General features: G+C 63.5%; 17 protein-coding genes. 14 read left to right on the top strand and 3 right to left on the bottom strand.

Annotated features, from left to right (window positions below; all coding sequences use genetic code 11):
• Window positions 1–114: 114 nt before the first annotated feature.
• From EOB59_RS16165 to EOB59_RS16110, 12 genes are all read left to right on the top strand, one after another.
• Window positions 115–417 (top strand): hypothetical protein, encoded by a 303-nt coding sequence (locus tag EOB59_RS16165; protein WP_127380058.1) that lies wholly within the window; start codon window positions 115–117, stop codon window positions 415–417.
• 136 nt (window positions 418–553) lie between these two features.
• Entirely contained in the window at window positions 554–1,219 is a 666-nt protein-coding gene (locus EOB59_RS16160) for a response regulator transcription factor (protein ID WP_023812809.1), read from the top strand.
• Window positions 1,203–2,636 (top strand): ATP-binding protein, encoded by a 1,434-nt coding sequence (locus tag EOB59_RS16155; protein ID WP_128288787.1) that lies wholly within the window; start codon window positions 1,203–1,205, stop codon window positions 2,634–2,636. The genes EOB59_RS16160 and EOB59_RS16155 overlap by 17 nt, the downstream gene beginning before the upstream one ends.
• 184 nt (window positions 2,637–2,820) lie before the next feature.
• Complete coding sequence (locus EOB59_RS16150; RefSeq protein WP_128288786.1) at window positions 2,821–3,258, top strand: hypothetical protein; 438 nt, start codon at window positions 2,821–2,823, stop codon at window positions 3,256–3,258.
• A 93-nt stretch (window positions 3,259–3,351) separates the two neighbouring features.
• On the top strand, window positions 3,352–4,488 hold the full coding sequence (ccmI, locus tag EOB59_RS16145; RefSeq protein WP_128288785.1) for a c-type cytochrome biogenesis protein CcmI: 1,137 nt from the start codon (window positions 3,352–3,354) through the stop codon (window positions 4,486–4,488).
• 8 nt (window positions 4,489–4,496) lie between these two features.
• On the top strand, window positions 4,497–4,940 hold the full coding sequence (gene ccmE, locus EOB59_RS16140; RefSeq protein WP_127321624.1) for a cytochrome c maturation protein CcmE: 444 nt from the start codon (window positions 4,497–4,499) through the stop codon (window positions 4,938–4,940).
• A 32-nt stretch (window positions 4,941–4,972) separates the two neighbouring features.
• On the top strand, window positions 4,973–6,964 hold the full coding sequence (locus EOB59_RS16135; protein ID WP_128288784.1) for a heme lyase CcmF/NrfE family subunit: 1,992 nt from the start codon (window positions 4,973–4,975) through the stop codon (window positions 6,962–6,964).
• Window positions 6,961–7,428: a cytochrome c-type biogenesis protein gene (locus EOB59_RS16130; protein WP_127321625.1), complete on the top strand. Its 468-nt coding sequence runs from the start codon at window positions 6,961–6,963 to the stop codon at window positions 7,426–7,428. Before EOB59_RS16135 ends, EOB59_RS16130 begins: the two co-directional genes overlap by 4 nt.
• 131 nt (window positions 7,429–7,559) lie before the next feature.
• Window positions 7,560–9,113, top strand: a complete 1,554-nt coding sequence (locus tag EOB59_RS16125) for a Do family serine endopeptidase (protein WP_127270962.1) — start codon at window positions 7,560–7,562, stop codon at window positions 9,111–9,113.
• A 339-nt stretch (window positions 9,114–9,452) separates the two neighbouring features.
• A complete protein-coding gene (locus tag EOB59_RS16120) occupies window positions 9,453–10,127 on the top strand; it encodes a response regulator transcription factor (RefSeq protein ID WP_023812818.1) in 675 nt (224 codons plus the stop codon).
• A 7-nt stretch (window positions 10,128–10,134) separates the two neighbouring features.
• Window positions 10,135–11,613: a HAMP domain-containing sensor histidine kinase gene (locus EOB59_RS16115; RefSeq protein ID WP_128288783.1), complete on the top strand. Its 1,479-nt coding sequence runs from the start codon at window positions 10,135–10,137 to the stop codon at window positions 11,611–11,613.
• Window positions 11,613–14,567: a bifunctional [glutamine synthetase] adenylyltransferase/[glutamine synthetase]-adenylyl-L-tyrosine phosphorylase gene (locus tag EOB59_RS16110; RefSeq protein WP_127810919.1), complete on the top strand. Its 2,955-nt coding sequence runs from the start codon at window positions 11,613–11,615 to the stop codon at window positions 14,565–14,567. Before EOB59_RS16115 ends, EOB59_RS16110 begins: the two co-directional genes overlap by 1 nt.
• A 492-nt stretch (window positions 14,568–15,059) precedes the next feature.
• Here the strand turns inward: EOB59_RS16110 and EOB59_RS16100 are convergent, their stop codons facing one another.
• The 3 genes from EOB59_RS16100 to pepN form a co-directional block, all read right to left on the bottom strand.
• On the bottom strand, window positions 15,060–15,320 hold the full coding sequence (locus EOB59_RS16100; protein ID WP_127810918.1) for a type II toxin-antitoxin system prevent-host-death family antitoxin: 261 nt from the start codon (window positions 15,318–15,320) through the stop codon (window positions 15,060–15,062).
• Window positions 15,321–15,428: 108 nt separating this feature from the next.
• Window positions 15,429–17,750 (bottom strand): PAS domain-containing sensor histidine kinase, encoded by a 2,322-nt coding sequence (locus EOB59_RS16095; RefSeq protein ID WP_128288782.1) that lies wholly within the window; start codon window positions 17,748–17,750, stop codon window positions 15,429–15,431.
• A gap of 183 nt (window positions 17,751–17,933) precedes the next feature.
• A complete protein-coding gene (gene pepN / locus EOB59_RS16090) occupies window positions 17,934–20,579 on the bottom strand; it encodes an aminopeptidase N (protein ID WP_128288781.1) in 2,646 nt (881 codons plus the stop codon).
• Between the two features lie 156 nt (window positions 20,580–20,735).
• Here pepN and EOB59_RS16085 point away from each other — a divergent pair, with 156 nt between their 5' ends.
• Both EOB59_RS16085 and EOB59_RS36375 read left to right on the top strand, forming a co-directional pair.
• A complete protein-coding gene (locus EOB59_RS16085) occupies window positions 20,736–23,042 on the top strand; it encodes a xanthine dehydrogenase family protein molybdopterin-binding subunit (RefSeq protein ID WP_128288780.1) in 2,307 nt (768 codons plus the stop codon).
• Window positions 23,043–23,113: 71 nt separating this feature from the next.
• The coding region (locus tag EOB59_RS36375) for a DMT family transporter (RefSeq protein ID WP_245486651.1) at window positions 23,114–23,751 on the top strand (638 nt) is incomplete at its 3' end.

Raw genomic sequence — 23,751 nt, 5'->3', positions numbered from 1 at the left:
GAGGCGGTGAAATTCCAGATTGATTGTCTCGCGTTGCAGGGGTGTGGCGAGGATGTTTTCAGCGGCGTTCACCGTTCATTTCACGTTCAGCACCGATGCGTTACAACGCCGGTCATGAAAACGCTTCGCTCCCCCCTCCGAACCGCGACACTGGCGCTTTGTGCTGCCGGGCTGTTCGCGTCGCAGGCGATGGCGATACCGGTCATCGCGCCGCCCGACCTGGCCAGCCCGATCGTACTGGCTGCGTCCGATTGCTACGCCATCGGCCAGCAGGTGGCCGAGCAGAATGGCGGAACGCTGGCCAAGGCCTCGCAATCGACGCGCGGCGGTCAGCCTGTCTGTGTCATCGTGGTGCTCGTTCCAGGCAAGGACGGACAACGTCCGCGCCGTTCCGAGATCGTCGTTCCGCTGAACTGACCCAATCAACCTTAGGCTACGTTTCCCAGGCCGCCGGAATCGGCCTATATCTGCCCCAGTCTTCAATCTGACAAAGCTCTTCATCTGACCAAGCCCTTCAATCTGACAAAGCTCTTCAACAGGTATCGAACTCCGCATGCGTGTACTCGTCGTCGAAGATGACAAGGATCTCAATCGGCAGATATCGGATGCGCTGGTCGATGCCGGCTATGTCGTCGACCGCGCCTTCGACGGCGAGGAAGGCCATTTCCTTGGCGACACAGAGCCCTATGACGCGGTCGTGCTCGATATCGGCCTGCCGCAGATGGACGGCATAAGTGTGGTCGAGCGCTGGCGGCGCGGCGGCCGCAAGATGCCGGTGCTGATCCTGACGGCGCGCGACCGCTGGAGCGACAAGGTCTCCGGCATCGATGCCGGCGCCGATGACTACGTCACCAAGCCGTTCCACATCGAGGAGGTGCTGGCGAGGTTACGAGCCCTGATCCGGCGAGCAGCCGGCCATGCCTCGTCCGAACTGACCTGCGGGCCGCTGCGTCTCGACACCAAGGCCTCCAAGGCCGATGTCGACGGCGTGCCGCTGAAACTGACGTCGCACGAATTCCGCCTGCTCGCCTATCTGATGCACCATATGGGCGAAGTGGTCTCGCGGACCGAACTGGTCGAGCATCTCTACGATCAGGATTTCGACCGCGATTCCAACACCATCGAGGTGTTTGTCGGGCGGCTGCGCAAGAAGATGGGCATCGACATGATCGAAACCGTGCGCGGCATGGGCTACCGCATGCGTGAGCCGGAGGCGTAACTCGGAACCGCTCAAACCAACCGCAAGGACGCCGCTTTCGCTGCGTTTGTGGCCGCGTTCGCTGACGTTCCGCGTTATCGCCTTTTCCACGGTCTGGGCGATCGTGACGCTCGTTGTCATCTTCACCTTGATCACCACCCTATACCGCCAGGCCAGCGAGCGCGGCTTCGACAGCCTGCTTTCGGCGCATCTGTTCAACCTGATCGGTTCGATCGGCATCTCCGAGAGCGGAGCGCTGACTGGCGCGCCAGACCTCGGCGACCTTCGGTTCTCGGAGCCGAATTCGGGCTGGTACTGGTCGGTCGAGCCCGCTTCGGAGGGCGTGCATGGCGATCTCCACTCGTCGTCGATGACCACGACGATCCCATCACCGAGCGTTGCCGAGGTGCCGTTCAATGCCAGCTTTCAGCGCAGCTACGCAGCTGAAGGCATCGACGGCGAGCAACTCGAAGTTTTCGAGAGCGAATTCGTTCTCGACGCCAAGAACCGGGCCGCGCGTTTCCGCGTCATGGGCAACCAGAGCGAACTCGAACAGGAAATCGCTACCTTCCAGCGCCGCCTGCTGACCTATCTCAGCCTGTTCGGCGTCGGCATGATCGCCATCAACGCGATCGCCATCCTGCTCGGCCTGCAGCCGCTGCGCCGGGTCAGGAACGCGCTCGCCATGGTGCGCGAGGGCACCGCGCAGAGGCTCGACGGCCGCTTCCCGGCCGAGATCGAACCGCTTGCCAATGAAACCAATGCGTTGATCGAAAACAACAGGCGCATCGTCGAGCGGTCGCGAACACAGGTCGGCAATCTCGCCCATTCGCTGAAGACGCCGCTGGCGGTACTGCTCAACGAGGGCCGCGCGCTCGGCGGCGCCAAGGGGCAGCTGATCGCCGAACAGGCCGCTTCCATGCAGAAGCAGGTCGAACACTATCTCCAGCGCGCCCGCGTCGCGGCACAGCGCGACAGCGTCGTCTACCGCACGCCGGTGACGCCGCTGGTGCAGCGCATGGTGCGGGTTCTGCAAAAGCTCAATCCGCAGACAAATCTGTCGCTGTCGCTGCCGGCGGCCGAAATCGTCTTCGCCGGCGAGCGCGAGGATCTTGAGGAATTGCTGGGCAATCTCCTTGAAAACGCGATGAAATGGGCAAAGAGCGCGGTGCAGGTTTCGGTCGTGCCCTTGACCGGCAAGGACGACCCGGCCGGCCTGTTCGAGATCAGCATAGAGGATGACGGTCCGGGCATTCCCGAGGACAAGGCGCGCGAGGCTCTGAAGCGGGGACGGCGTCTGGACGAGACGAAGCCCGGAACAGGTCTGGGGCTGGCCATTGTCGCAGACCTTGTCAACGAGTATGGAGGCGTTCTGGCGCTCGAACGGTCCGGTATGGGCGGATTGAAGGCGGTGGTGCGATTGCGGAGCCTTCAGTGATGTTCACCAGGTCCAATCGACATAGAGGGACGGGAGATGTTATTGGCGGCATGTCGATTGGTCTCGCAGTGGCAGCGGCCAAATTTCCGACAAATATCAATACTATGGCCACGCCAACTTCTCCGATGACGCGGCCCCCGGCGCATCCATGGCAGGCTCCCACTCAAGAAAATCGGTTGTTGGCATGAAGATTCGCGTCGCTCTCGTTTCCGCATTGCTGGCCGTTTCCGGCTGCACCACCTTGAGCGGCAAGGGTCCAGCCATAGCAGTGACACCGGCCTCGACACCTCCTTCCCGCGGCAAGGTGACCACGACGATCATTTCGGCGATGGGCGGCGGCCTCATCAGCGGGACGATCGGCAACGGCCTCAGCGAGACCGAGAAGCGCAGCGCGCTCGAGGCTGAATACAAGGCGCTGGAATATACGACCAGCGGCCAGAAGGTGACGTGGAAAGGCGCTCAGGCTTCGCGCTACGGCGAGGTGGTTCCGGCCCAGCCGTACCGCGTCGGTTCGCAGGACTGCCGCCAGTACACGCAGACGGTGTTTTCCGCCGGCGCCGGGGTCACGGCGCGTGGAACCGCTTGCCGCAACGCCGATGGCAGCTGGACGCCGCTGACCTGACGACCGTCTGCCGACGATTGGCGGCTGGCGTCGTCAAAGCGTCGCAGCATGCATCTGTTGGCACGGCAGAGCTCTGCCGGTATTGGAAGAACCATGCTGTTCTGGGTCATAGCCGCCATTCTCACGCTGGGTGCAAGCCTGGCGGTGCTGCTGCCGCTGGCCGCCAGCGCCAAGGGCGCGTCGTCGAGCGGCGAACATGATCTCGAAGTCTATCGGGACCAATTGTCCGAGCTTGACCGCGACGCCGCGCGTGGCTTGATCCAGCCGGCCGAAGCCGCCGAGGCCCGCGCCGAGATCGCTCGCCGCATCCTTCGCCTTGACAATGCGGGTACCGCCGGCGCCGCAAACCCTGGCCGAGCGTCGATCACGGCAAGGCTGGTGGCAACCGTAGCCGTGCTGGCGGTGCCGCTGGTCAGTTGGGGGCTCTATGTCCAGCTTGGCTCTCCTGACCTGCCGTCGCAACCGCTCAGCGAGCGGTTGGCCAAGAATCCCGCCGACAGTTCGGTCGACGAGCTGGTGGCGCGGGCCGAAGCCCATCTGGCCGCCAATCCCACCGACGGCAGGGGCTGGGACGTGCTCGCACCGGTCTATCTGCGCATGCAGCGCTTTTCCGACGCGGCGGGAGCCTATCGCAACGCCATTCGGCTCGATGGCGACAGCGCCGTTCGCCAGGCCGGTCTCGGCGAGGCGATCGCCAGCGCGGCAGGCGGCATTGTCTCGGCCGATGCCCAGGATGCTTTCGAGGCAGCCCTGAAGCTCGATCCGGCCAACGCGAAGGCGAGTTTCTACCTGGCCATGGCGTTGGCGCAGGAGGGGCGCGCCAAGGAAGCGACCACGGCATGGCAGGCGATGCTGGGCAGATTGCCGCCGGACTCGCCATGGCGCGGTGCCGTCGAGCAGGCGCTCGCCAAATCCGGAGGCTCCGACGTCGCTTCCGGCGCCACCAACGGTCCCGATGCCGGCGATTTCGACGCCGCATCCTCGATGTCGCCGCAGGATCGGGAGGCCATGATCAACACGATGGTCGCCGGCCTCGACGACAAACTGCGGCAAAATCCCCGCGATCCGGAAGGATGGATGCGGCTCGTTCGTTCCTATGTCGTGCTCGGCAAGGCCGATCAGGCGCGTGAGGCGCTCGGTCGCGCCATCGCCGTCTTTGGCGCAGACAGTGAGCAGGCGAAGAAATTCACCGCCTTTGCCGCTTCGCTTGGCCTTGCGGCGACGGAGTAGAACAAGACATGACGCGCAAGCAGAAACGATTGTCGGTGATCGCGGGCGGGCTGGTCTTCCTGGGTGCCGCGACCGGGCTGACTTTTTACGCGCTTGGCCAGAAGGCCTCCTTTTTCTACATGCCGGCCGATCTCACCACCGCAAGCGTCCAGCCTGGCCAGCGCATCCGGTTGGGTGGATTGGTCGAAAAAGGCACGATCCAGCGCGGGCAGGGGGCCACGGTCGGCTTTTCGGTCACCGACACGCACAAATCGGTCAAGGTCACCTACACCGGAATCCTGCCCGACCTTTTCCGCGAAGAGCAGGGCGTCATCACCGAGGGTACTTTCGGCCCGGACGGGGTTTTTGTTGCCGATAGCGTGCTGGCCAAGCATGATGAGCGCTACATGCCCAAGGAGGTTGCGGACGGCCTCAAGGCCAAGGGCGTCTGGCAGGAGAACAAGAGTGAATAGCTCCGGCAGGAGAGCGACAATGGATCACGGGCATGGTTGAAACCGGACATTTCGCCCTCGTCCTGGCGTTTGCGCTTTCGCTGGTGCAGACGGTGGTGCCGCTGTTTGGCGCGCGCCTGAACAACCAGCGCCTCATGGCCGTCGGCGGTCCGGTCGCGGTGACCGGCTTTGCCTTGACGGCGCTGTCCTTCGCAGCGTTGGCGAGTGCCTATGCAAGCTCCGATTTCTCGGTGGCAAGCGTGTGGGAAAACTCGCATTCCTTGCAGCCGTTGATCTACAAGATCACCGGAACCTGGGGCAATCATGAAGGCTCGATGCTGCTTTGGGTGTTGATCCTGACCTTCTTCGGCGCGCTCGTCGCCGCTTTCGGCTCCAACCTGCCGGCGACGCTGCGCGCCAATGTGCTTGCGGTGCAAGGCGCCATCGGCGCCGCCTTCTTCCTCTTCATCCTGGCGACGTCCAATCCGTTCATCCGGCTCAATCCGGCGCCGATCGAAGGCCGCGATCTCAACCCGATCCTGCAGGATCTCGGCCTCGCCATCCACCCACCGTTCCTCTATCTCGGCTATGTCGGCTTCTCGATCTGTTTTTCCTTCTCGGTCGCCGCCCTCATCGAAGGCCGCATCGACGCGTCCTGGGCGCGCTGGGTGCGGCCGTGGACGCTGGTCGCCTGGATGTTCCTGACCGGCGGCATCGCCATGGGATCGTACTGGGCCTACTATGAACTTGGCTGGGGCGGTTTCTGGTTCTGGGATCCGGTCGAGAACGCCTCCTTCATGCCGTGGCTGGCGGGCACAGCGCTGCTCCATTCGGCCATCGTCATGGAGAAGCGCTCGGCGCTGAAGATCTGGACGCTGCTGCTCGCCATCCTGACCTTTTCGCTGTCGCTGCTCGGCACCTTCCTCGTGCGTTCAGGCGTGCTGACCTCGGTGCACGCCTTTGCCACCGATCCGACGCGCGGCGTGTTTATCCTGTGCATACTGACGCTGTTTATCGGCGGCTCGCTGGCGCTGTTTGCGCTGCGCGCTTCCCGGCTGACGACCGGCGGCCTGTTCCAGCCGATTTCCCGAGAAGGGGCGCTGGTCCTCAACAATCTGTTCCTGACGACGGCGACGGCGACCGTCCTCGTCGGCACACTCTATCCGCTCGCCGTCGAAGCCTTTTCAGCCGACAAGATCTCGGTCGGCGCGCCGTTCTTCAATCTCACCTTCGGACCGCTGATGGTACCGTTGCTGCTCGTGGTTCCGTTCGGGCCGTTGCTTGCCTGGAAGCGCGGCGATGTCTTCGCCGTCGCGCAGCGCCTGATGGTGGCATTTGCAGCGGCGCTGCTGGCGACGTTGGTCACCGCTTTGTTCATCGACGGCGCCTCGGTGTTCGCAGCTCTGGGCGTTGGCCTTGCCGTCTGGCTGATCCTTGGCGCGCTCACCGATCTCGCCGTCAAATCGGGGGTCGGCAATGTCGCAGCGGGGATCAAGGTCAGGCGCTTGCTCGGCCTGCCGCGCTCGGTCTTCGGCACCGCCTTCGCTCACCTTGGCCTCGGCCTGACCACGCTCGGCATCGTCGGCACACTTTGCTTCGGCACCGAGAAGATCCTGTCGATGCATGCCGGTGAGACCGTCGAACTGTCCGGCCATACGCTGCGTTTCGTCGGGCTTTATCCGGCCCAGGGACCGAATTACAGCGAGGATCTCGGCCGCTTCGAACTGATCGGCGTCAGCGGCAGCCCTGTTGGCGAAATCAGCTCCGCCAAACGGTTTTATCCGGTGCGGCAGATGACGACGACGGAATCGGGCATCAGGACGATTGGTTTCTCGCAGCTCTACATCTCGCTCGGCGACGAGGGCAATGACGGTTCCGTCGTCGTGCGTTTGTGGTGGAAGCCGCTGGTGACGTTGATCTGGGGCGGCGGCCTGATGATGATGGCGGGCGCGGCGATGTCACTGATGGACCGGCGCCTGCGCGTCGGCGCGCCGTCGCGGCGGCGCAAGCAGGCGAGCGCGGTGCCATCCGCGACCCTGCCATGAACGCGCGGTTTTCTCTGACCTCCATTGTCCTGCTGCTGGCGCTGTTCTTTGCCGGCACGGCCTCGGCGGTGAAGCCTGACGAGGTGCTGCCTGATCCGACGCTGGAGGCGCGGGCGCGGGCGCTGTCGGAAGGCTTGCGCTGCATGGTCTGCCAGAACCAGTCGATCGACGAATCCGATGCCGACCTTGCCCGCGACCTGCGCGTCCTTGTGCGTCAGCGCCTCGTCGCCGGCGACACCGACCAGCAGGTCATGGACTACGTGGTTTCGCGATATGGCGAGTTCGTGCTGCTGAAGCCGCGTTTCGACCTGCGCAATGCGTTGCTATGGGGCACGCCCGTCCTGCTGTTGCTGGTGGGAGGTGTTTTCATCGTGCTGACCGCGCGGTCGCGCCGCGTGCTGGCAACAAAATCCCTGTCCGCCGAAGAACAGGCATCGTTGGACGCCATATTGCGCCGCGACTGACGTCCGCCGTCACCCGCAAACATTACCAAAGTTTCATGTGTCGGAAATGGCGCTGTAATGTGTGCCGCTCTAATTCTCCTTTCCTGAGGATGCCGACCAAATAGCGTCCGTTGAAAGAGGATAAGAAATCCATGAATATTGCCCCCAATTCATATTCCGTCACCCGCAAGCGTCTCATGGCTGCCGTCGCATCTGTCGCCGTGGCCGGTGCGATCGGGGTTGGCGCGCTGACCAGCGGAACCAGCCCTGTTCTGGCCGATGCCGTGCGCGTCGAGGCGCCGCAGGTGCCGGGCTTCGCCGATGTCGTCGAGCGCGTTTCTCCCGCCGTTGTCAGTGTCAAGGTCAAGGCCAAGATCAGCCCGGCCGCCGATGATGGCTCCGACCCGTCCGACGACCAGGATGGCATGAACAACCTGCCCAACAATCCACAGCTGCGCCGCTTCTTCAAGGAATTCCGTGGCTTTGGTGACCAGGACGGCCAGGGTGGCGGCAACAGGCGCTTCAGCCACCGCGACCGCAACAACGATCAGCCGCGGCCGGTTGCCCAGGGCTCGGGCTTCTTCATCTCGGATGACGGCTATCTCGTCACCAATAATCACGTTGTTTCGGAAGGCTCGGCCTTCACCGTGGTAATGCATGACGGCAAGGAACTCGACGCCAAGCTGGTCGGCACCGACCCGCGCACCGATCTCGCCGTGCTCAAGGTCGACGGCGTCGGCAAGTTTACCTATGTCGACTTCGCCGATGACTCCAAGGTTCGCGTCGGCGACTGGGTGGTGGCCGTCGGCAATCCGTTCGGCCTTGGTGGAACCGTCACCGCCGGCATCGTCTCCGCCCGCGGCCGTGACATCGGCGCTGGCCCTTATGACGACTTCATCCAGATCGACGCATCGGTCAACCGCGGCAATTCTGGCGGTCCGACCTTCAACCTCAACGGCCAGGTCGTCGGCATCAACACCGCGATCTTCTCGCCGTCCGGCGGCAGCGTCGGCATCGCCTTCGACATCCCCGCTTCGACCGCCAAGCAGGTCGTTCAGGACCTGATGAAGAGCGGTTCCGTGCAGCGGGGCTGGCTCGGTGTGGAAATCCAGCCGGTCACCTCCGACATCGCTGAGTCGCTTGGTCTGAAGTCCAACAACGGCGCACTGGTTTCCAGTGCCCAGGACGATGGTCCCGGCAAGAAGGCGGGCATCACGGCCGGTGACGTGATCACCCAGGTCGACGGCAAGGATGTCGCTTCGCCGAAGGAACTGGCCCGGCTGATCGGCGCCTATTCGCCTGGCAAATCGGTCGACGTCACCGTGTGGCGCGACGGCAAGAGCCAGACGGTCAAGGTCGATCTCGGCAAACTGCCCTCGAGCGACAAGCAGGCCTCTGTCGACCAGCAGCAGCCCGCCGCCCCGGCCAAGCCCGACACGCTGGCCGATCTCGGCCTGACCGTTACCAAGTCTGAAAACGGCAAGGGACTGGTGGTGACCGATGTCGATCCCGACAGCGATGCCGCCGATCGCGGTATCCAGCCGGGCGACGTCATCACATCGGTCAATTCGACCGAAGTGAACGGCACCGACGACGTCACCAAGGCGATGACCGATGCAGTCAAATCCGGCCGCAAGGCAGTGCTGATGCAGATCACCCGCGACGACACCAATCGTTTCGTAGCGCTGCCCGTCGCCAAGGGCTGAGGTTGGCCCCGGAGCGATCTCTCGGCCTTTCCAGGTGGGTGAGGGCGTTCCGGCGGCACGTTGGACTTTTCCAGTGCGGCAGTTTCAACACCCCCGAGCCGCCGTAGGGGAAAGCATGGAGAAGCGCGCGTTAGTCAGTCATCGCGCCTTCCCCCGGCGGCATCGTCCGCTGCCGCACACTTTCAAAAGCGCTTCCGCGATCCGACGCAAAATGACATCGGCAGCGAGCAGCTTTATCGCGTACGGCTTCGGCAATCTTGATCGCGGTGCGCTTTGGCAAAGGCCACAATGCAGATGTCTGCCACTCAACCTTCCGGCGAAATCGCGTATAACAGCCCTATGAAGATTCTCGTCATAGAAGACGATCGCGAGGCTGCGGATTACTTGCAGAAAGCCTTTGCCGAGGCCGGTCACACCGCGCATGTCGCTGGTGACGGCGAAACCGGCTTTGCGCTCGCCGACGCCGGCGACTACGACGTGATGGTGATCGACCGGATGATGCCGCGTCGCGACGGCCTGTCGGTCATTGCCGGTCTCCGGTCCAGGGGCAACACAACGCCGGTGCTGATCCTGTCGGCGCTCGGCGAGGTCGATGATAGGGTCACGGGTCTACGCGCCGGCGGCGACGATTACCTGACAAAGCCCTATGCCTTCTCCGAACTTCTCGCCCGCGTCGAGGTTCTGAACCGTCGCGCCAGCGCCAAGGAAGCCGAAACCGTCTACCGCGTCGGCGATCTCGAACTCGACAGGCTGTCGCATTCGGTACGCCGTGCGTCACGCGAGATAACGCTGCAGCCGCGTGAATTCCGCTTGCTCGAATATCTGATGCGGCATGCCGGCCAAGTGGTGACGCGCACCATGCTGCTCGAAAATGTCTGGGACTATCATTTCGATCCGCAGACCAATGTCATCGACGTCCATGTCTCGCGGCTGCGCGGCAAGATCGAGAAGGGCTTCGACAAGCCCATCCTGCATACGGTTCGCGGCGCCGGCTATATGCTGAAGAGCGGCTAGCTGCGGCATGGCTCTTTCCGTGCCAGCCATCATGAAGACGACGGCAGCGCGGCTTTCGGCGCTCTACCTCCTGCTCTTCGCGCTCTGCGCGGTGGCGCTCGTCTTCTACATGACCTCGTTGTCGGCGCGCATGCTGACCGGGCAGACACAGGACACCATCAATGACGAGGTGCTCGGTCTGGCTCGCGCCTATCAACGTGGCGGTCTGCCGGTGTTGGTCCGTGTAGTCGAGGCCCGCTCGCGCCAGCCCGGCGCCAACCTCTATCTGATCGCCGACGCCAACGGACAGATCCTGACCGGCAATGTGCAGAGCCTGGAGCCGGGCGTTCTCGAAACCGAAGGCTGGACCAGCAGTCCGTTCTCTTATCAGCGTTTTGGCGAGGGAGAGCTCGAGCGCCTGCGCAACCTTCCCGCCGAGCAGGGCACCACCACCCAATCCGAGCAGAACGATGCGCAGGCGCAGGGCGAAAAGGGCCACAACGCCATTGCGCTGGTGCTGCGGTTGCCGAACCAGATGATCATGCTGGTCGGCCGCGACCTTGGCGAGCCGGAACGGTTTCGTGCGGTCATCCGCCGTGCGCTGATGCTGGCGCTCGGCATGATGGGGCTGGGCGGATTGCTGATCTGGTTTTTTGTCGGCCGCGCCGCGCTGAAGCGCATCGACAGCGTGTCGGAAGCCAGCCGCCGCATTATGGGCGGCGATCTGTCGGGCAGGCTGCCGGTGACGGGGGTTGGCGATGAGTTCGACCGGCTCTCCGAAAATCTCAATGCCATGCTGGCCAGGATCGCCACGCTGAATGAAGGCCTGAAGCAGGTTTCCGACAACATCGCGCATGATCTGAAGACGCCGCTGACCCGGCTCCGCAACCGGGCCGAAGCGACGCTTTCGGGCAAGCAAAAGCCCACCGATTACCGGCAGGCGCTGGAAGGCACTATTGCCGAGTCGGACCAGCTGATAAAAACGTTTAACGCCATCCTGATGATCTCCCGGCTGGAGGCTGGCTACTCCTCGGAGAACACCAACCGCGTCGATCTGGCGGAGGCCGTGCGCGACGTTGTCGAGCTTTACGAGCCGGTGGCGGAAGAGGCAGGCGTGTCGCTGGAAGCAGACGCGCGCGACGCGGTGTCCGTCAACGGCAACCGCGAACTGATCGGTCAGGCGCTGTCGAACATCGTCGACAACGCCATCAAATATTCGACCGGCGCCAATGCCCAGCCGGCGGTGCGCGTCACGCTCGAGCGAGCCGGTACGGACGTTCGCCTGTCGGTTGCCGACAATGGACACGGCATTCCCGACGATGGCGACCGGGCGCGGGCCACGGAACGTTTCGTGCGGCTGGAGAAGAGCCGTTCGCAGCCGGGTTCCGGTCTTGGCCTCAGCCTCGCCAAGGCGGTCATGACGTTCCACAATGGCCGGCTTGAACTCTTGCCTGGCAATCCTGGACTATCCGTGGTCATGAGTTTCCCGGCTCGGAAGGATCACTGATGAGCACTTCAGCCAAGCGGGTGGAGACTGGATGGCTGCTGAAGCCGGCTGCCAGGCTTGCCCCGCTCGACAAGGAGCGTGCGCGGCTGGAACTGGCCGAGATCGCTTCCGCCGCGCGCGAAGAGAGGCTGACGCGGCTGGCCAAGTTCCTGGCCGGCAAGGGCGAGGGCCAGGATTTCCTCGCCGCCGTCTTCGATCTGTCGCCGTTCCTGCGCGATACGGCACGCCGCCGGCCGCAAATCCTGGACGGGCTGTTCGAGCAGACGATCGAGGCTCGACTGAAGGTGATCGGCGCCGCCATCGACCAGGTGCATCTAGCCGAAGCAGTCTCGGAATCCGGCTTGATGATGGAGCTGCGCCAGTGGAAGGCAGAGGCGCATTTCCTCATCGCGCTGGCCGATCTTGCCGGCGAGGCCGAAACGGCGCTGACGGTCCGGCGATTGAGCGATCTTGCAGACGCCTGCACCCGTGCGGCCGTCGACTTCCTGCTGCGTGACGCGCATGGCCAGGGCAAACTCAAACTGCCGGATGTCGGCAATCCGTCGAAACAGTCGGGCTGGATCCTGCTCGGCATGGGCAAGCTCGGCGCGCATGAGCTGAATTTTTCCTCCGACATCGATCTGGTGGTTTTCTTCGATCCGGAAGCGCCCGCCGTCGTCGATCCGCTCGATGCCACCGAGTTGTTTTCGAGGCTGACGCGCCGCCTGGTGCGCATCCTGCAGGACCGCACCGAACACGGTTATGTCTTCCGCACCGATCTGAGACTGCGCCCAGACCCCGGTTCGACACCGCTGGCGATCCCGGTCGAGGCGGCACTGCGCTACTATGAGGCACGCGGCCAGAACTGGGAGCGCGCCGCGATGATCAAGGCACGCCCGGTGGCAGGCGATCTGGCCGCGGGTGCGGCCTTCCTCAAGGAGTTGCAGCCCTATATCTGGCGCAAATACATGGATTATGCGGCGATTGCCGACGTCCATTCGATCAAGCGCCAGATCCACGCCCACAAGGGCCATGGCGAGATTGCGGTCAAGGGCCACAACGTCAAGCTTGGCCGCGGCGGCATTCGAGAGATCGAGTTCTTCGTCCAGACCCAGCAGCTCATCGCCGGCGGACGCTTCCCTGAACTGCGTGGCCGCGAGACCGTGCCGATGCTCGGCGAGCTTGCGACCCGCGGCTGGATCACCGCCGAGGCGCGCGATGCGCTTGCCCGCCAGTACTGGTTCCTGCGCCGCGTCGAACATGCCGTGCAGATGGTTGCCGACGAGCAGACGCACACGCTGCCGGAAGATGATGAAGGCCTGGAGCGCATCGCCCGCATGCTCGGCTTTGCCGATGCTTCTGCCTTTTCTCGAGCGTTCCGTGCCTCGCTGCAGCAGGTCGAACGCCACTACGCGGCACTGTTCGAAACAGCACCCGAACTGTCGACCGGCATCGGCAACCTGGTCTTCACCGGCGATGTGGACGATCCCGATACGCTGCAGACCTTGCACGGGCTCGGTTTTCAGCGGCCAAGCGACATCTGCCGCGTCATCCGTGGCTGGCATTTCGGCCGCTATCGCCTCACCCAGTCGGCGGAGGCACGCGAGCGGCTGACGGAACTGACGCCGGCGCTGCTGCGCGCCTTCGGCCAGACGCGCCGGGCCGACGAAGCTCTGATGCGCTTCGACGAGTTTCTCGCCGGCCTGCCGGCTGGTATCCAGCTGTTCTCCCTGCTGCAGTCCAATCCTGCCCTGCTGAAGCTTCTGGCGACGATCATGGGGGCCGCCCCCCGGCTGGCGGCGATCATCACCCGCAGGCCGCATGTCTTCGATGGTTTGCTCGACCCGGCCTTGCTCACCGAACTACCGGACCGCGCCTATCTGTCGGCGCGGCTTTCCGCCTTCGTCGAGGGCGACCGGCTTTACGAGGATGTGCTCGACCGGCTGCGCATTTTTGCCTCCGAGCAGAAATTCCTGATCGGTGTCCGGCTGCTCGCCGGCTCGATCGATCCGGCGCGGGCCGGCCGCGCCTTTTCTGATCTGGCGGATCTCACCATCGAGGCTGCGTTGCAGGCGGTGACGGCCGAATTCGCGGCCCGCCACGGCACCATTGCCGGCGGTGTGGTTGCGCTGCTCGGTATGGGCAAGCTTGGCAGCCGCGAGCTGACCGCCGGATCGGACGTCGACCTGATCCTGCTCTACGACCACGCGCCGGATGCCGAAGAGTCCGATGGCGACAAGCCGCTGGCACCTTCGCATTACTACACCCGCATGACGCAAAGGCTGATCGCGGCGGTGTCCGCGCCGACGGCGGAGGGGGTGCTCTACGAACTCGACCTGCGCCTGCGGCCGTCCGGCAACAAGGGACCGGTGGCCACCCATATCGATGCCTTCAAGAAATACCAGCGCCAGGAAGCCTGGACTTGGGAACACATGGCGCTGGCCCGCGCCCGTGCCATTGCTGGCGACGCCAGCCTGTGTGGCGAGGTTGAAGCGGAAGTAGCGGCGGTGCTGGGCCAGCCGCGCGATGCTGCAAAGGTGATGGCCGAGGCTGCGGACATGCGGGCTATGATCGAGAAGGAAAAGCCGCCGCGCGATCTCTGGGACATCAAGCTTATTCCCGGAGGATTGATCGATCTGGAATTCATCGCCCAGGTGGCCGTCATTACCGGGCAGGTCGAGACCGGGCGCCGCGCCACCGGCACCGCCGAGATCCTGTCGCGCCTGGCACCGGGCTTCGCGGATGCCGGGGTGAGGCAGGAGCTTGGCGACGCCTACGCGCTCTATCTTGCACTGACCCAGATGACGCGGCTGTGCCTCACCGGAGCCTTTGAGCGCGACGACGTTCCGCCGGGGCTTTCGGATCTGCTTCTGGCGGTGACCGACCTGCCGGATTTCGGTGTGCTGGAAGCACACCTCAAGGAGACGTCGCAGACGGTCAGGAAGGATTTCGATCTTTTGCTTCGTACGGGATGACCGTGAAGCGATCGTCCCCTGGAACCGAAGACGTTTCGTGCTCTTCCGGTCTCATGCAGCTACTCTGTTCGCCGAATCTGCTGGAGCGCCCGGCTCGCGTGAGACTGCAAAATCCGGTCGCGCAGATAGGCATAGAAACGCGGCGGCAGCATGCCATAGTCGATCGGGACGGTTTGCTGCCCGCGATGGGCCTGAGATCGGGACCCGGCCAGAGGAAGTCATTGGTTTCGGTCACGACGATCCATGACGGCGTATCATCGAGGCCGAGATGGGCTTTGAGTGGCGCAGGTATTTCTACTGCATCGGCAGGATCAGCCGGTGGCGAGTGTGTGACCGGAACGACCGTTATAACTTCACGGCCCTCCACGACCCGGCGCGCGGCGACAATGGCGCATGGTCGGTTTTTGCGACCTTCTTCGGCACCCTTTTTGTGTTCTCTCACCCAGAGGTAAGAATAGGAAATCAACAGACCCGGGATAGGTTTGGGCAGGCTCACGGTGTCCAGTCTTTAAGCATCGCATCGAGCCCGGCATATTCGCTCGGTACGGCGCTTTCGGCGATGGCGTTCAGCGTCTCATCGTCCAATTCTTCCGCGTTACGGGCGACTCGTCCCTTGACCAACACCTCGAACATCGCCGCCGACAGGAGTACCGTGTGGGTCCGGCCATTCTTTGTGATTGCGACCGGCGCACGCTGGGCAACGTCCTGGAAACGCCCGACATTCTGCTGGAATTCTGTTGAAGTCACTCGCATAGCAATGCCTCTCTTTTCTATCTAAAATAGATAAAATAGATAGTTTTGTCAAAGCATCTCACCTCGGGCCTGCGAGGTGGGATCAAGCCTGGAATGGTGATGAAATCTTCAGGCTGCGGCCTTGATCGCCGGCGCGGCCTTCTTCACCGGGATGCGCACCGACACGATCGTGCCGACTCCTTCGCTCGACCGGATCTTCAGCGCGCCGCCCTGGAGTTCGGCCAGTGAACGTGAGATGGCAAGACCAAGGCCGGACCCGGCATGGCTCTTGGAGAACTGGTTCTGCACCTGCTCGAAAGGCCGTCCGAGTTTGCCGAGCGCATCCTTGGGGATGCCGCAGCCATTGTCCTCGATCGTCAGCACCAGCGCGCCGGATGTGTTGCGGGCCCTGACCGATATGTGGCCGCCCTGGCCGGTGAACTTCACCGCATTGGACAAAAGGTTGATGACGATCTGCTTGATCGCACGGCGATCGGCGACCAGCGTCAGCGCATCGGCAATGCGCGTTTCCACGGTGATGGCCTTTTGCGCCGCCTGCAGCGAAACGACGCGTACGGTTTCGCTGATCAGCGGGCCGAGGTCGATCTCTTCCCGGTCCAGCGAAAACTGGCCGGCTTCGATCTTGGACATGTCGAGAATGTCGTTGATGACGCCCAGGAGATATTTGCCGCTGCTGTTGATGTCGGTGGCATATTCCTCGTAGCGCTCCGATCCGAGCGGGCCGAACAGCCCCTGTTCCATCAGTTCGGAGAAGCCGATGATGGCGTTCAGCGGCGTGCGTAACTCATGCGACATGTTGGCCAGGAACTCGGATTTGGCCCGGTTCGCCGCTTCGGCGCGTTCGGTTTCCTTCATGTATTTGCGGTTGAGGTCGACCAGTTCGCGCGAACGCTCCTCTTCGGCCCGCCGCGCCAGGCTGAGATCATGGATCGTCGCCATCAGCCGGCGCTCGCTGTCGACCAGCTTCTCCTGGTGCAGCTTGATCTGGGTGATGTCGGAGCCGACCGAGACGATGCCGCCGTCCCGGGTCTTCAGTTCGTTGACCTGCAGCCAGCGGCCGTCGGCCAGCTGGCGCTCGAAAGTGGCGCCGCCCTGCAGGCCGCTGGTGTGGGCGAGCCGCCGTTCGGAAGCAAAGGCCAGCATGCGTTCTTCCAGCGCCGCGCGCGCGGTGCCCGGCATCACGTCGCGGTCCGAAAGCCCATTGTCCTGCTGGTATTTGGAATTGCACATGATCAGGCGCTGCGTCGAATCCCACAGCACGAAGGATTCGTTGATGTTCTCGATCGCCGTCCTGAGGCGAAGGTCGGCAGCCTCGGAACGCAGCGCCAGATGACGCTGTTCGGTGACGTCGACGGCAATGCCGATCAGCTGGATCTCCGGCGCTTCCGGATCGATGACCTGTGCCCGTGCGCGCATCCAGACCCATTGGCCGTCGGAATGCCGCATCCGGAACACCTGGTCGATATGATCGATCTCGCGTGCGACAATTCTGTTGGCGAGTTCGAACAGGTCACCGTCCTCGGGATGGATGATCTGATCGACCTCGCCGAAGGACAGCATCGTGTCGCAGGGCTTGTAGCCGAGCATGTCGTACATCGAGCGCGACCAGTACATCTTGCCGCGCACCATGTCCCAGTCCCACAGGCCGCAGCGGCCGCGCACCAGCGCCATATCGATGCGCTGATGCGCTTCGAGATAGATGCGGTCAGCCGCCTGCGCACGTGCCGCCTGGCCGAAATAGGCATAGAGGATGACGATCAGCACGCCGGCCGTCAGCACGAACAGGGTGACGTTCAGTGAAACGGTCTTGCGCCAGGCATCGAAAACCGCGTCCTGTGGCACCAGGGCCGCCGATGCGCCCTTTCCGCCATCCGCCAGGCTGACCGCCGCGTACCAATCCCGTCCGTCGATGTTGACGTCCATGACGCCGGCACGATCGCCGAACATGAACAAGGGCTGGCCGCCCTCGACGAGGCCGTCGAGTGAATGGCCCTGCCATGGCATGGAGCGCGGCGTCACCGCGACGATCTTGAAAGCGCTGTCGGTGATGACAAGCACATGGCTGCGGCCCATCGCGCCCTGACGGCTGGTGGTCTCCAGCAGGTCCTGTATGGCGCCGGGCACCGTTTCCGAGGTGGTGGCGAGCGAACTGGCCAATTGGCCCGCCGCCAGCGTCAGGATCGCCTTGGCATTGCGCTCGACATCGTCGCGCTCGTTCATCAGCGACAGCACGCGCAGCGCCGCGATGACGATCAGGAAGGTGATGATGAGGACGGGTATCGATCGGCGCAGCAGCGGCTCGGCGGCCAGAAGCCGTCGATAGGCCGGTTCGGCGATGAGCCGCGTATTCCCGGCAAGACCGTCGCCGCGCGTCTCACGACGCGCAAAAGCCGTCCCTCCGGGCGCGCCCCACGCGTCCGCCTTCGCCATAAATGGCACTCCCCGAATTTGCCTATGCTGCTTGGTGATCCGGCAAACGCCGCACATCCGAATCGTCAGTAAAGAATCAAAGGTGATTCGCCTTGTCCAGTGGTCCGGCCAAAAAAGATTAAAAATCGACTAAAATAACGTCGAAATGGTCGATCTCCCCCCTCGTGGGGGAGATCGCTCTCCCTACGCCAGCGTGCGCTCGACAATATCCCGCAGATCCGCCGACAGGTTTTCGGCGCCGGCGATCGACAGCAGCGCTTCCCTGGCCTTGGCCTGCCGCAAAGGTTCGAGCGAACGCCACGATCTGAGCGCCGTCGCCAGCCTGGCCGCCACTTGCGGGTTGCGCTTTTCAACCTCGAGCACAGTCTGGGCAAAGAACCAGTAGCCTTCGCCGTCAGCACGATGGAAGCCGGTCTGGTTGGCGCTGGAGAAGGTGCCGATCAGCGAGCGAACCCGGTTCGGATTGCCCATCGAGAAGGCCGGGTGGTTGGTCAGGGCCTTCACGGTGTCGACGGTTTGCGGTCCCGGAACGCTGGCCTGGATCTGGAACCATTTGTCCATGACCAGCGGGTCGGACCCATAGGTCGTCTCGAAAGCCGCCAGCGCCTCGACCGCCTCGGGCGAACCGTGGTGACGATGCGCGAGCACGGCAAGTGCTGCCGCGCGGTCGGTCATGTTGGTCGCCGACTGGAAATGCCTGGCGGCGAGTGCTGCTCCACCCGGCTGCAGCGACAGATAATCCAGCAAGGTGTTGCGCAAGGCGCGTCGTCCGGCGCTCGCCGCGTCGGGGCTGAACGCTGCTTTGTCTGCAAGGCCGCGGTAAAGGCCCGAAAAAGCGTCCCGGTTCGCAGTGCCGATCGCCAACGCCAGTGCCTCGCGAGCCGCATAGATAGCATCGGGGTCGATGTTCCGGCCGATGTCGCGGGCGATGTCGGCTTCGCCGGGCAATGCCAGCGCCAGTGCTCGATAGGCCGGCTCCAGCGTCTCGTCGCCGGCGATGCTGCCGGCGAGTTCGATCAGCCGCGGTGCAAAGGCCGGCTGCTTGCCGCCGAGGATCTCGCGGAAGGCGGTGATCAGTGCATCGGTCAGCAAAGTATTGAAGGCCTGCCAGCGCGAAAAGGCGTCGCTGTCATGGCGGGCGAGAAAGAACTGGTCGTCGGCTTTCTGCTCGACGGACAATGTCACCGGCGCCGAAAAGCCGCGGTTGAGCGACACGGCCGGGCGCTCGGTGACGCCTGAAAACCGCACCATGTGGCGACGCTTGCGGATATGGATGACGCCGTCCTCGACGCTGGCGCCCTCGACGCCGCTATACGGCACAGGCTTGCCGCCGGCGCCGATCAGGCCGAAAGCCAGCGGGATGTGCATCAGCCGCTTGCGGCTTTCGGAGGGTGTCGGCGGTACCGACTGCTCGATTTCGAGCGTGAACTCTTGCGCCGCCGGATTGTGCGTCGAACTGATCGTCAGGTTCGGCGTGCCTGCCTGATGATACCAGAGCGCGAACTGCGACAGGTCGCGGCCGGACGCATCCTCGAACACCTTGATGAAATCCTCGATCGTCGCCGCGTCACCGTCGTGTCGCTCGAAATAGAGGTCCATGCCGGCGCGAAAGACGTCGGCACCGAGAATTGTGCGGATCATCCGCACCACTTCGGAGCCTTTCTCGTAGACCGTCGCAGTGTAGAAATTGTTGATCTCGCGGTAGCGGCGCGGCCGCACCGGATGCGCCAGCGGACCCTGGTCCTCGGGAAACTGGTGGGCGCGCAAGGTGCGCACTTCGGCGATGCGCTTGACCGCGCGCGAGCGCTGGTCGGCGGAGAATTCGTGGTCGCGGAAAACCGTCAGGCCTTCCTTCAGGCAGAGCTGGAACCAGTCGCGGCAAGTGATTCTGTTGCCTGTCCAATTGTGGAAATACTCATGCGCGATGATCGCCTCGATATTGGCGAAATCGGCGTCCGTCGCGGTCTCCCGGTCGGCCAGCACATATTTGTCGTTGAAGATATTGAGGCCCTTGTTCTCCATCGCGCCCATGTTGAAGTCTGACACGGCGACGATGTTGAAGACGTCGAGATCGTATTCGCGGCCGAACGCCTCCTCGTCCCATTTCATCGACCGCTTCAGGGCATCCATCGCGTAGCCGGCCAGCTTCTCCTTGCCGGGCTCGACATAGATGCCGAGTTCGACCGTGCGGCCCGATAGCGTGACGAAACTGTCCGCAACCTGGCCGAGATTGCCGGCCACCAGCGCGAACAAATAGGATGGCTTGGGGAAAGGGTCGTGCCACACTGCATAGTGCCAGCCGTCGCCGAGGTCGCCCCTGTCGACCAGGTTGCCGTTGGACAGGAGCAGCGGCGCTTCGTCACGCATTGCCTCTATGCGCACCGTGTAGACGGACAGGATGTCGGGACGATCGAGAAAATAGGTGATGCGGCGAAAGCCCTCCGCTTCGCATTGCGTGCAGTAGACATGGCTCGAGCGGTAGAGGCCCATCAGGGCTTCGTTGCCCGCCGGCGCCACCTCGGTCTCGATGAGCAACTGGAAGCGACGCGCCGCCGGTGGCTTGAGGATGGTCAACTGGTCAGGCGTCGCCAGCAGATCCGCCGGTTTTACCTTCTTGCCGTCGATCTCGATGCGCTTGAGCGTCAGCCCGTCGCCGTCGAGCACCAACGGTGCCGACACGGAGACGTCGTCACGGCGTTCTACCGTGAGCACGGCGGTGACACGCGTTGCGTCTGGCGAAAGGCGGAAGGTAAGGTCGGTTTTCGGAATGAGGTAGTCGTTGGGGCGATAGTCTTCGAGTTTGAAGACCTGGCCGGTGTCCGTGCGCATTCCGTGGGTTTTCCTGTCGATTGCGTTGGCGGCGGATTGTGTCCGCTGGTCCAAGAAATTTGAAGTCCGCGCTCTTTACACGAAACGGCCCCTCGACAAAACTGAGGCAATGCCTATTTCAGGCGTTCCTTCTCCTGTCATCATCACGAGGCACCCATGACCGTCGTCACACCGAAATTCGGCATGGGCGCATCCGTGCTGCGGCGCGAGGATGCCGCCTTCATCCAGGGCCAGGGCCGCTATACCGACGATATCCAGCCGGCTGGCGTCCTGCATGGCTATGTCCTGCGCTCGCCGGTCGCCAAGGCCAGCTTCACCATCGGTTCGACCGAGGCGGCGAAGACGGCACCTGGCGTCCATCTGGTGCTGACCGGCAAGGATCTTGCCCATCTCGGCGATCTGAAATCCGGCGTCATGCAGGAACAGCCGGACGGCACCAAGGCTCCGACGCGCGACATCCCGATCCTGTGCGGCGACCGCGTCAACTATGTCGGCGATGCCGTTGCCTTCGTCGTCGCCGACAGCCGAGCCTTGGCGCAGGATGCCGCCGAACTGATCGATGTCGACTATGACGGCGAAGATGCGGCCTCCGGGACGGCAACGGCATTGGCCGAAGGCACGCCGCTGGTCTGGCCGGAGCTTGGTTCCAACCGCGCCTTCAGCTACCACATGGGCGACAAGAAAAAGAGCGAAGCGGCTTTCGCCAAGGCCGCCCATGTCACCCGCATCGAGTTCGTCAACAACCGGCTGGTGTGCAACTACATGGAGCCGCGCTCCGCGATCGGCGAATGGAACGTCGAGGAGAAGCGCTTCGTGCTGACCACCGGGTCGCAAGGCGTGCACTCCATGCAGTATATCCTGGCCAGCGTGTTCAAGATCAAGAAGGACCAGCTGCGCGTCATCACGCCTGATGTCGGCGGTGGTTTCGGGCCGAAGAGCTTCGTCTACCGCGAATATCCGCTGGTGCTGGAAGCGGCAAAGCGGCTTGGCCGCCCGGTGAAATGGGCCGGTGACCGCACGGAGCACTTCCTGACCGACGCGCAAGGCCGCGACAATGTCGTCACGGCTGAGATGGCGCTGGACAAGGACGGCCGCTTTCTCGGCATGAAGGTGGACCTGCTCGCCAACATCGGCGCCTATATCTCGCAATACGGCCCGTTCATCCCCTATATCGGCGTCACCATGTCGACCGGTGTCTACGATATCCAGGCGCTCGACGTCTCGGTGACCGGCCTCTACACCAACACCTGCCCGGTCGATGCCTATCGCGGTGCCGGCCGGCCGGAAGCAGCCTTCCTGCTGGAAAAGCTGGTCGATGCCTGCGCCCACGATCTCGGCCTGCCTGTCGAGGAGATACGCCGCCGCAACTTCATCCGGCCGGAGCAATTTCCCTACCGGACGCAAACCGGCCGCCTCTACGACACCGGTGAATTCGAAGGCCATATGGAGCGCGCTATTGAGCAATCCGAATGGAAAGCGTTTCCCGAGCGGCTGGCGCAATCGAAGGCCGGCGGAAAAATCCGCGGCCTCGGCATGGCGACCTATATCGAGGCCTGTGCCTTTCCGGGCTCCGAACCGGCCTTCGTCGAACTCAACGGCGATGGCACGGTGACGCTGAAGATCGGCACCCAGACCAACGGACAGGGGCACGCCACCGCCTATGCCCAGTTCCTGTCGGAAAAGCTCAATCTCGACATCGACAAGATCCATGTCCGCCAGGGCGATACCGATGAATTGAAAGCCGGCGGCGGCACCGGCGGCTCGCGCTCCATACCGCTGGGGGGTGTATCGGCTTCCCGCGCGGGCGAGGATCTGGCCAACAAGATCAAGCGCATCGCCGCCGACGAGCTTGAAGCCTCGGCCGGCGACATTGAGCTGTCTGATGGTGTTGCCCGCATCGTCGGCACCGATCGCTCGATCGATTTTTCCGCCATCGCCAAGGCCGCCAAGACGCCGGATGATCTCAAGGGCTTTGGCGAGTTCGTGCAGGACGAATGCACCTATCCCAACGGCACTCATATCTGCGAGGTCGAGATCGATCCCGACACCGGCGCGACCGAGATCGTCCGCTACACCATCGTCGACGATTTCGGCGTCACCGTGAACCCGATCCTGCTCGCCGGCCAGGTGCATGGCGGCGTCGTGCAAGGCATCGGCCAGGCACTGACCGAGGACACCATCTATGGCGAGGACGGACAGCTTTTGACGGCGAGCTTCATGGATTACGCCATGCCGCGCGCCGACAATTTCCCGTTCTTCCATTTCGAGACCCGCAACGTGCCTTCGACCACCAATGCACTCGGCATCAAGGGCGCGGGCGAGGCCGGCACCATCGGCTCGACGCCGGCGGCACTCAATGCGGTGACTGACGCGCTCTGGCGCGCCTATGGCGTCAAGCACATCGACATGCCGGCAACGCCGGCGCGTATCTGGGCGACCATCCGAGAAGCGTCGGGAGCGTGACAGCAGGCCCCGGCAGCCCCCCGGCCACAGCCGGCAATGATGCCGGCGGGCACAACACGCTAACCGGCATCATGTTCAAGATCGTGTCGGTGGCGGTCTTCGTCGGCATGCAGACCTGCATCAAAGCCGCAGGCACGGTTCCGGCCGGCCAGATTGTCTTCTTCCGCTCTTTCTTCGCTATCTTCCCGATCATCGCCTTCCTGGCCTTCAGGAAAGAACTCGGCACTGCCTTCACCACCAACCGTCCGTTCAACCACATCGCCCGCGGCCTTGTCGGCGTCTGCGCCATGGGGCTCGGCTTTTTTGCGTTGACCCGGCTGCCGCTGCCGGAAGCGATCACGCTGAACTACGCGCAGCCGCTGCTGGTGGTGGTGTTCAGCTCCATCTTCCTCGGCGAGGCCATCCGTGTCTATCGCTGGAGTGCGGTCGCGGTCGGCTTGGTCGGCGTGCTGATCATCTCCTGGCCGGAACTGACGCTGCTGAGTTCCGACGAGGCGCTCGACGACCAGGAAGTGCTTGGCGTCATCGCCGCTCTTGTCGCCGCGGCGATCTCGGCCGTCGCCATGCTCTTGGTGCGCAATCTCGTGCAAAGCGAGCGCACGGCGACCATCGTGCTGTGGTTTTCGGTGACGGCGAGCGTCATGTCGCTGCTGTCGCTGCCATTCGGCTGGCAGGCGCTGACGCCGCTCCAGGCGGCTCTCCTTGTTGC

The sequence above is a fragment of the Mesorhizobium sp. M7A.F.Ca.MR.176.00.0.0 genome (assembly GCF_004023165.1).
GTDB lineage: Bacteria > Pseudomonadota > Alphaproteobacteria > Rhizobiales > Rhizobiaceae > Mesorhizobium.
The sequence above is the reverse complement of the archived record's forward strand: the minus strand, read 5'-3'. Positions and strand labels throughout refer to the sequence as shown.

Coding starts and splice junctions, on each gene's coding strand:
- EOB59_RS16165 (WP_127380058.1), top strand. CDS start 115: ATGAAAACGCTTCGCTCCCCCCTCCGAACCGCGACACTGGCGCTTTGT.
- EOB59_RS16160 (WP_023812809.1), top strand. CDS start 554: ATGCGTGTACTCGTCGTCGAAGATGACAAGGATCTCAATCGGCAGATA.
- EOB59_RS16150 (WP_128288786.1), top strand. CDS start 2,821: ATGAAGATTCGCGTCGCTCTCGTTTCCGCATTGCTGGCCGTTTCCGGC.
- ccmI (WP_128288785.1), top strand. CDS start 3,352: ATGCTGTTCTGGGTCATAGCCGCCATTCTCACGCTGGGTGCAAGCCTG.
- ccmE (WP_127321624.1), top strand. CDS start 4,497: ATGACGCGCAAGCAGAAACGATTGTCGGTGATCGCGGGCGGGCTGGTC.
- EOB59_RS16135 (WP_128288784.1), top strand. CDS start 4,973: ATGGTTGAAACCGGACATTTCGCCCTCGTCCTGGCGTTTGCGCTTTCG.
- EOB59_RS16130 (WP_127321625.1), top strand. CDS start 6,961: ATGAACGCGCGGTTTTCTCTGACCTCCATTGTCCTGCTGCTGGCGCTG.
- EOB59_RS16125 (WP_127270962.1), top strand. CDS start 7,560: ATGAATATTGCCCCCAATTCATATTCCGTCACCCGCAAGCGTCTCATG.
- EOB59_RS16120 (WP_023812818.1), top strand. CDS start 9,453: ATGAAGATTCTCGTCATAGAAGACGATCGCGAGGCTGCGGATTACTTG.
- EOB59_RS16115 (WP_128288783.1), top strand. CDS start 10,135: ATGGCTCTTTCCGTGCCAGCCATCATGAAGACGACGGCAGCGCGGCTT.
- EOB59_RS16110 (WP_127810919.1), top strand. CDS start 11,613: ATGAGCACTTCAGCCAAGCGGGTGGAGACTGGATGGCTGCTGAAGCCG.
- EOB59_RS16100 (WP_127810918.1), bottom strand. CDS start 15,320: ATGCGAGTGACTTCAACAGAATTCCAGCAGAATGTCGGGCGTTTCCAG.
- EOB59_RS16095 (WP_128288782.1), bottom strand. CDS start 17,750: ATGGCGAAGGCGGACGCGTGGGGCGCGCCCGGAGGGACGGCTTTTGCG.
- pepN (WP_128288781.1), bottom strand. CDS start 20,579: ATGCGCACGGACACCGGCCAGGTCTTCAAACTCGAAGACTATCGCCCC.
- EOB59_RS16085 (WP_128288780.1), top strand. CDS start 20,736: ATGACCGTCGTCACACCGAAATTCGGCATGGGCGCATCCGTGCTGCGG.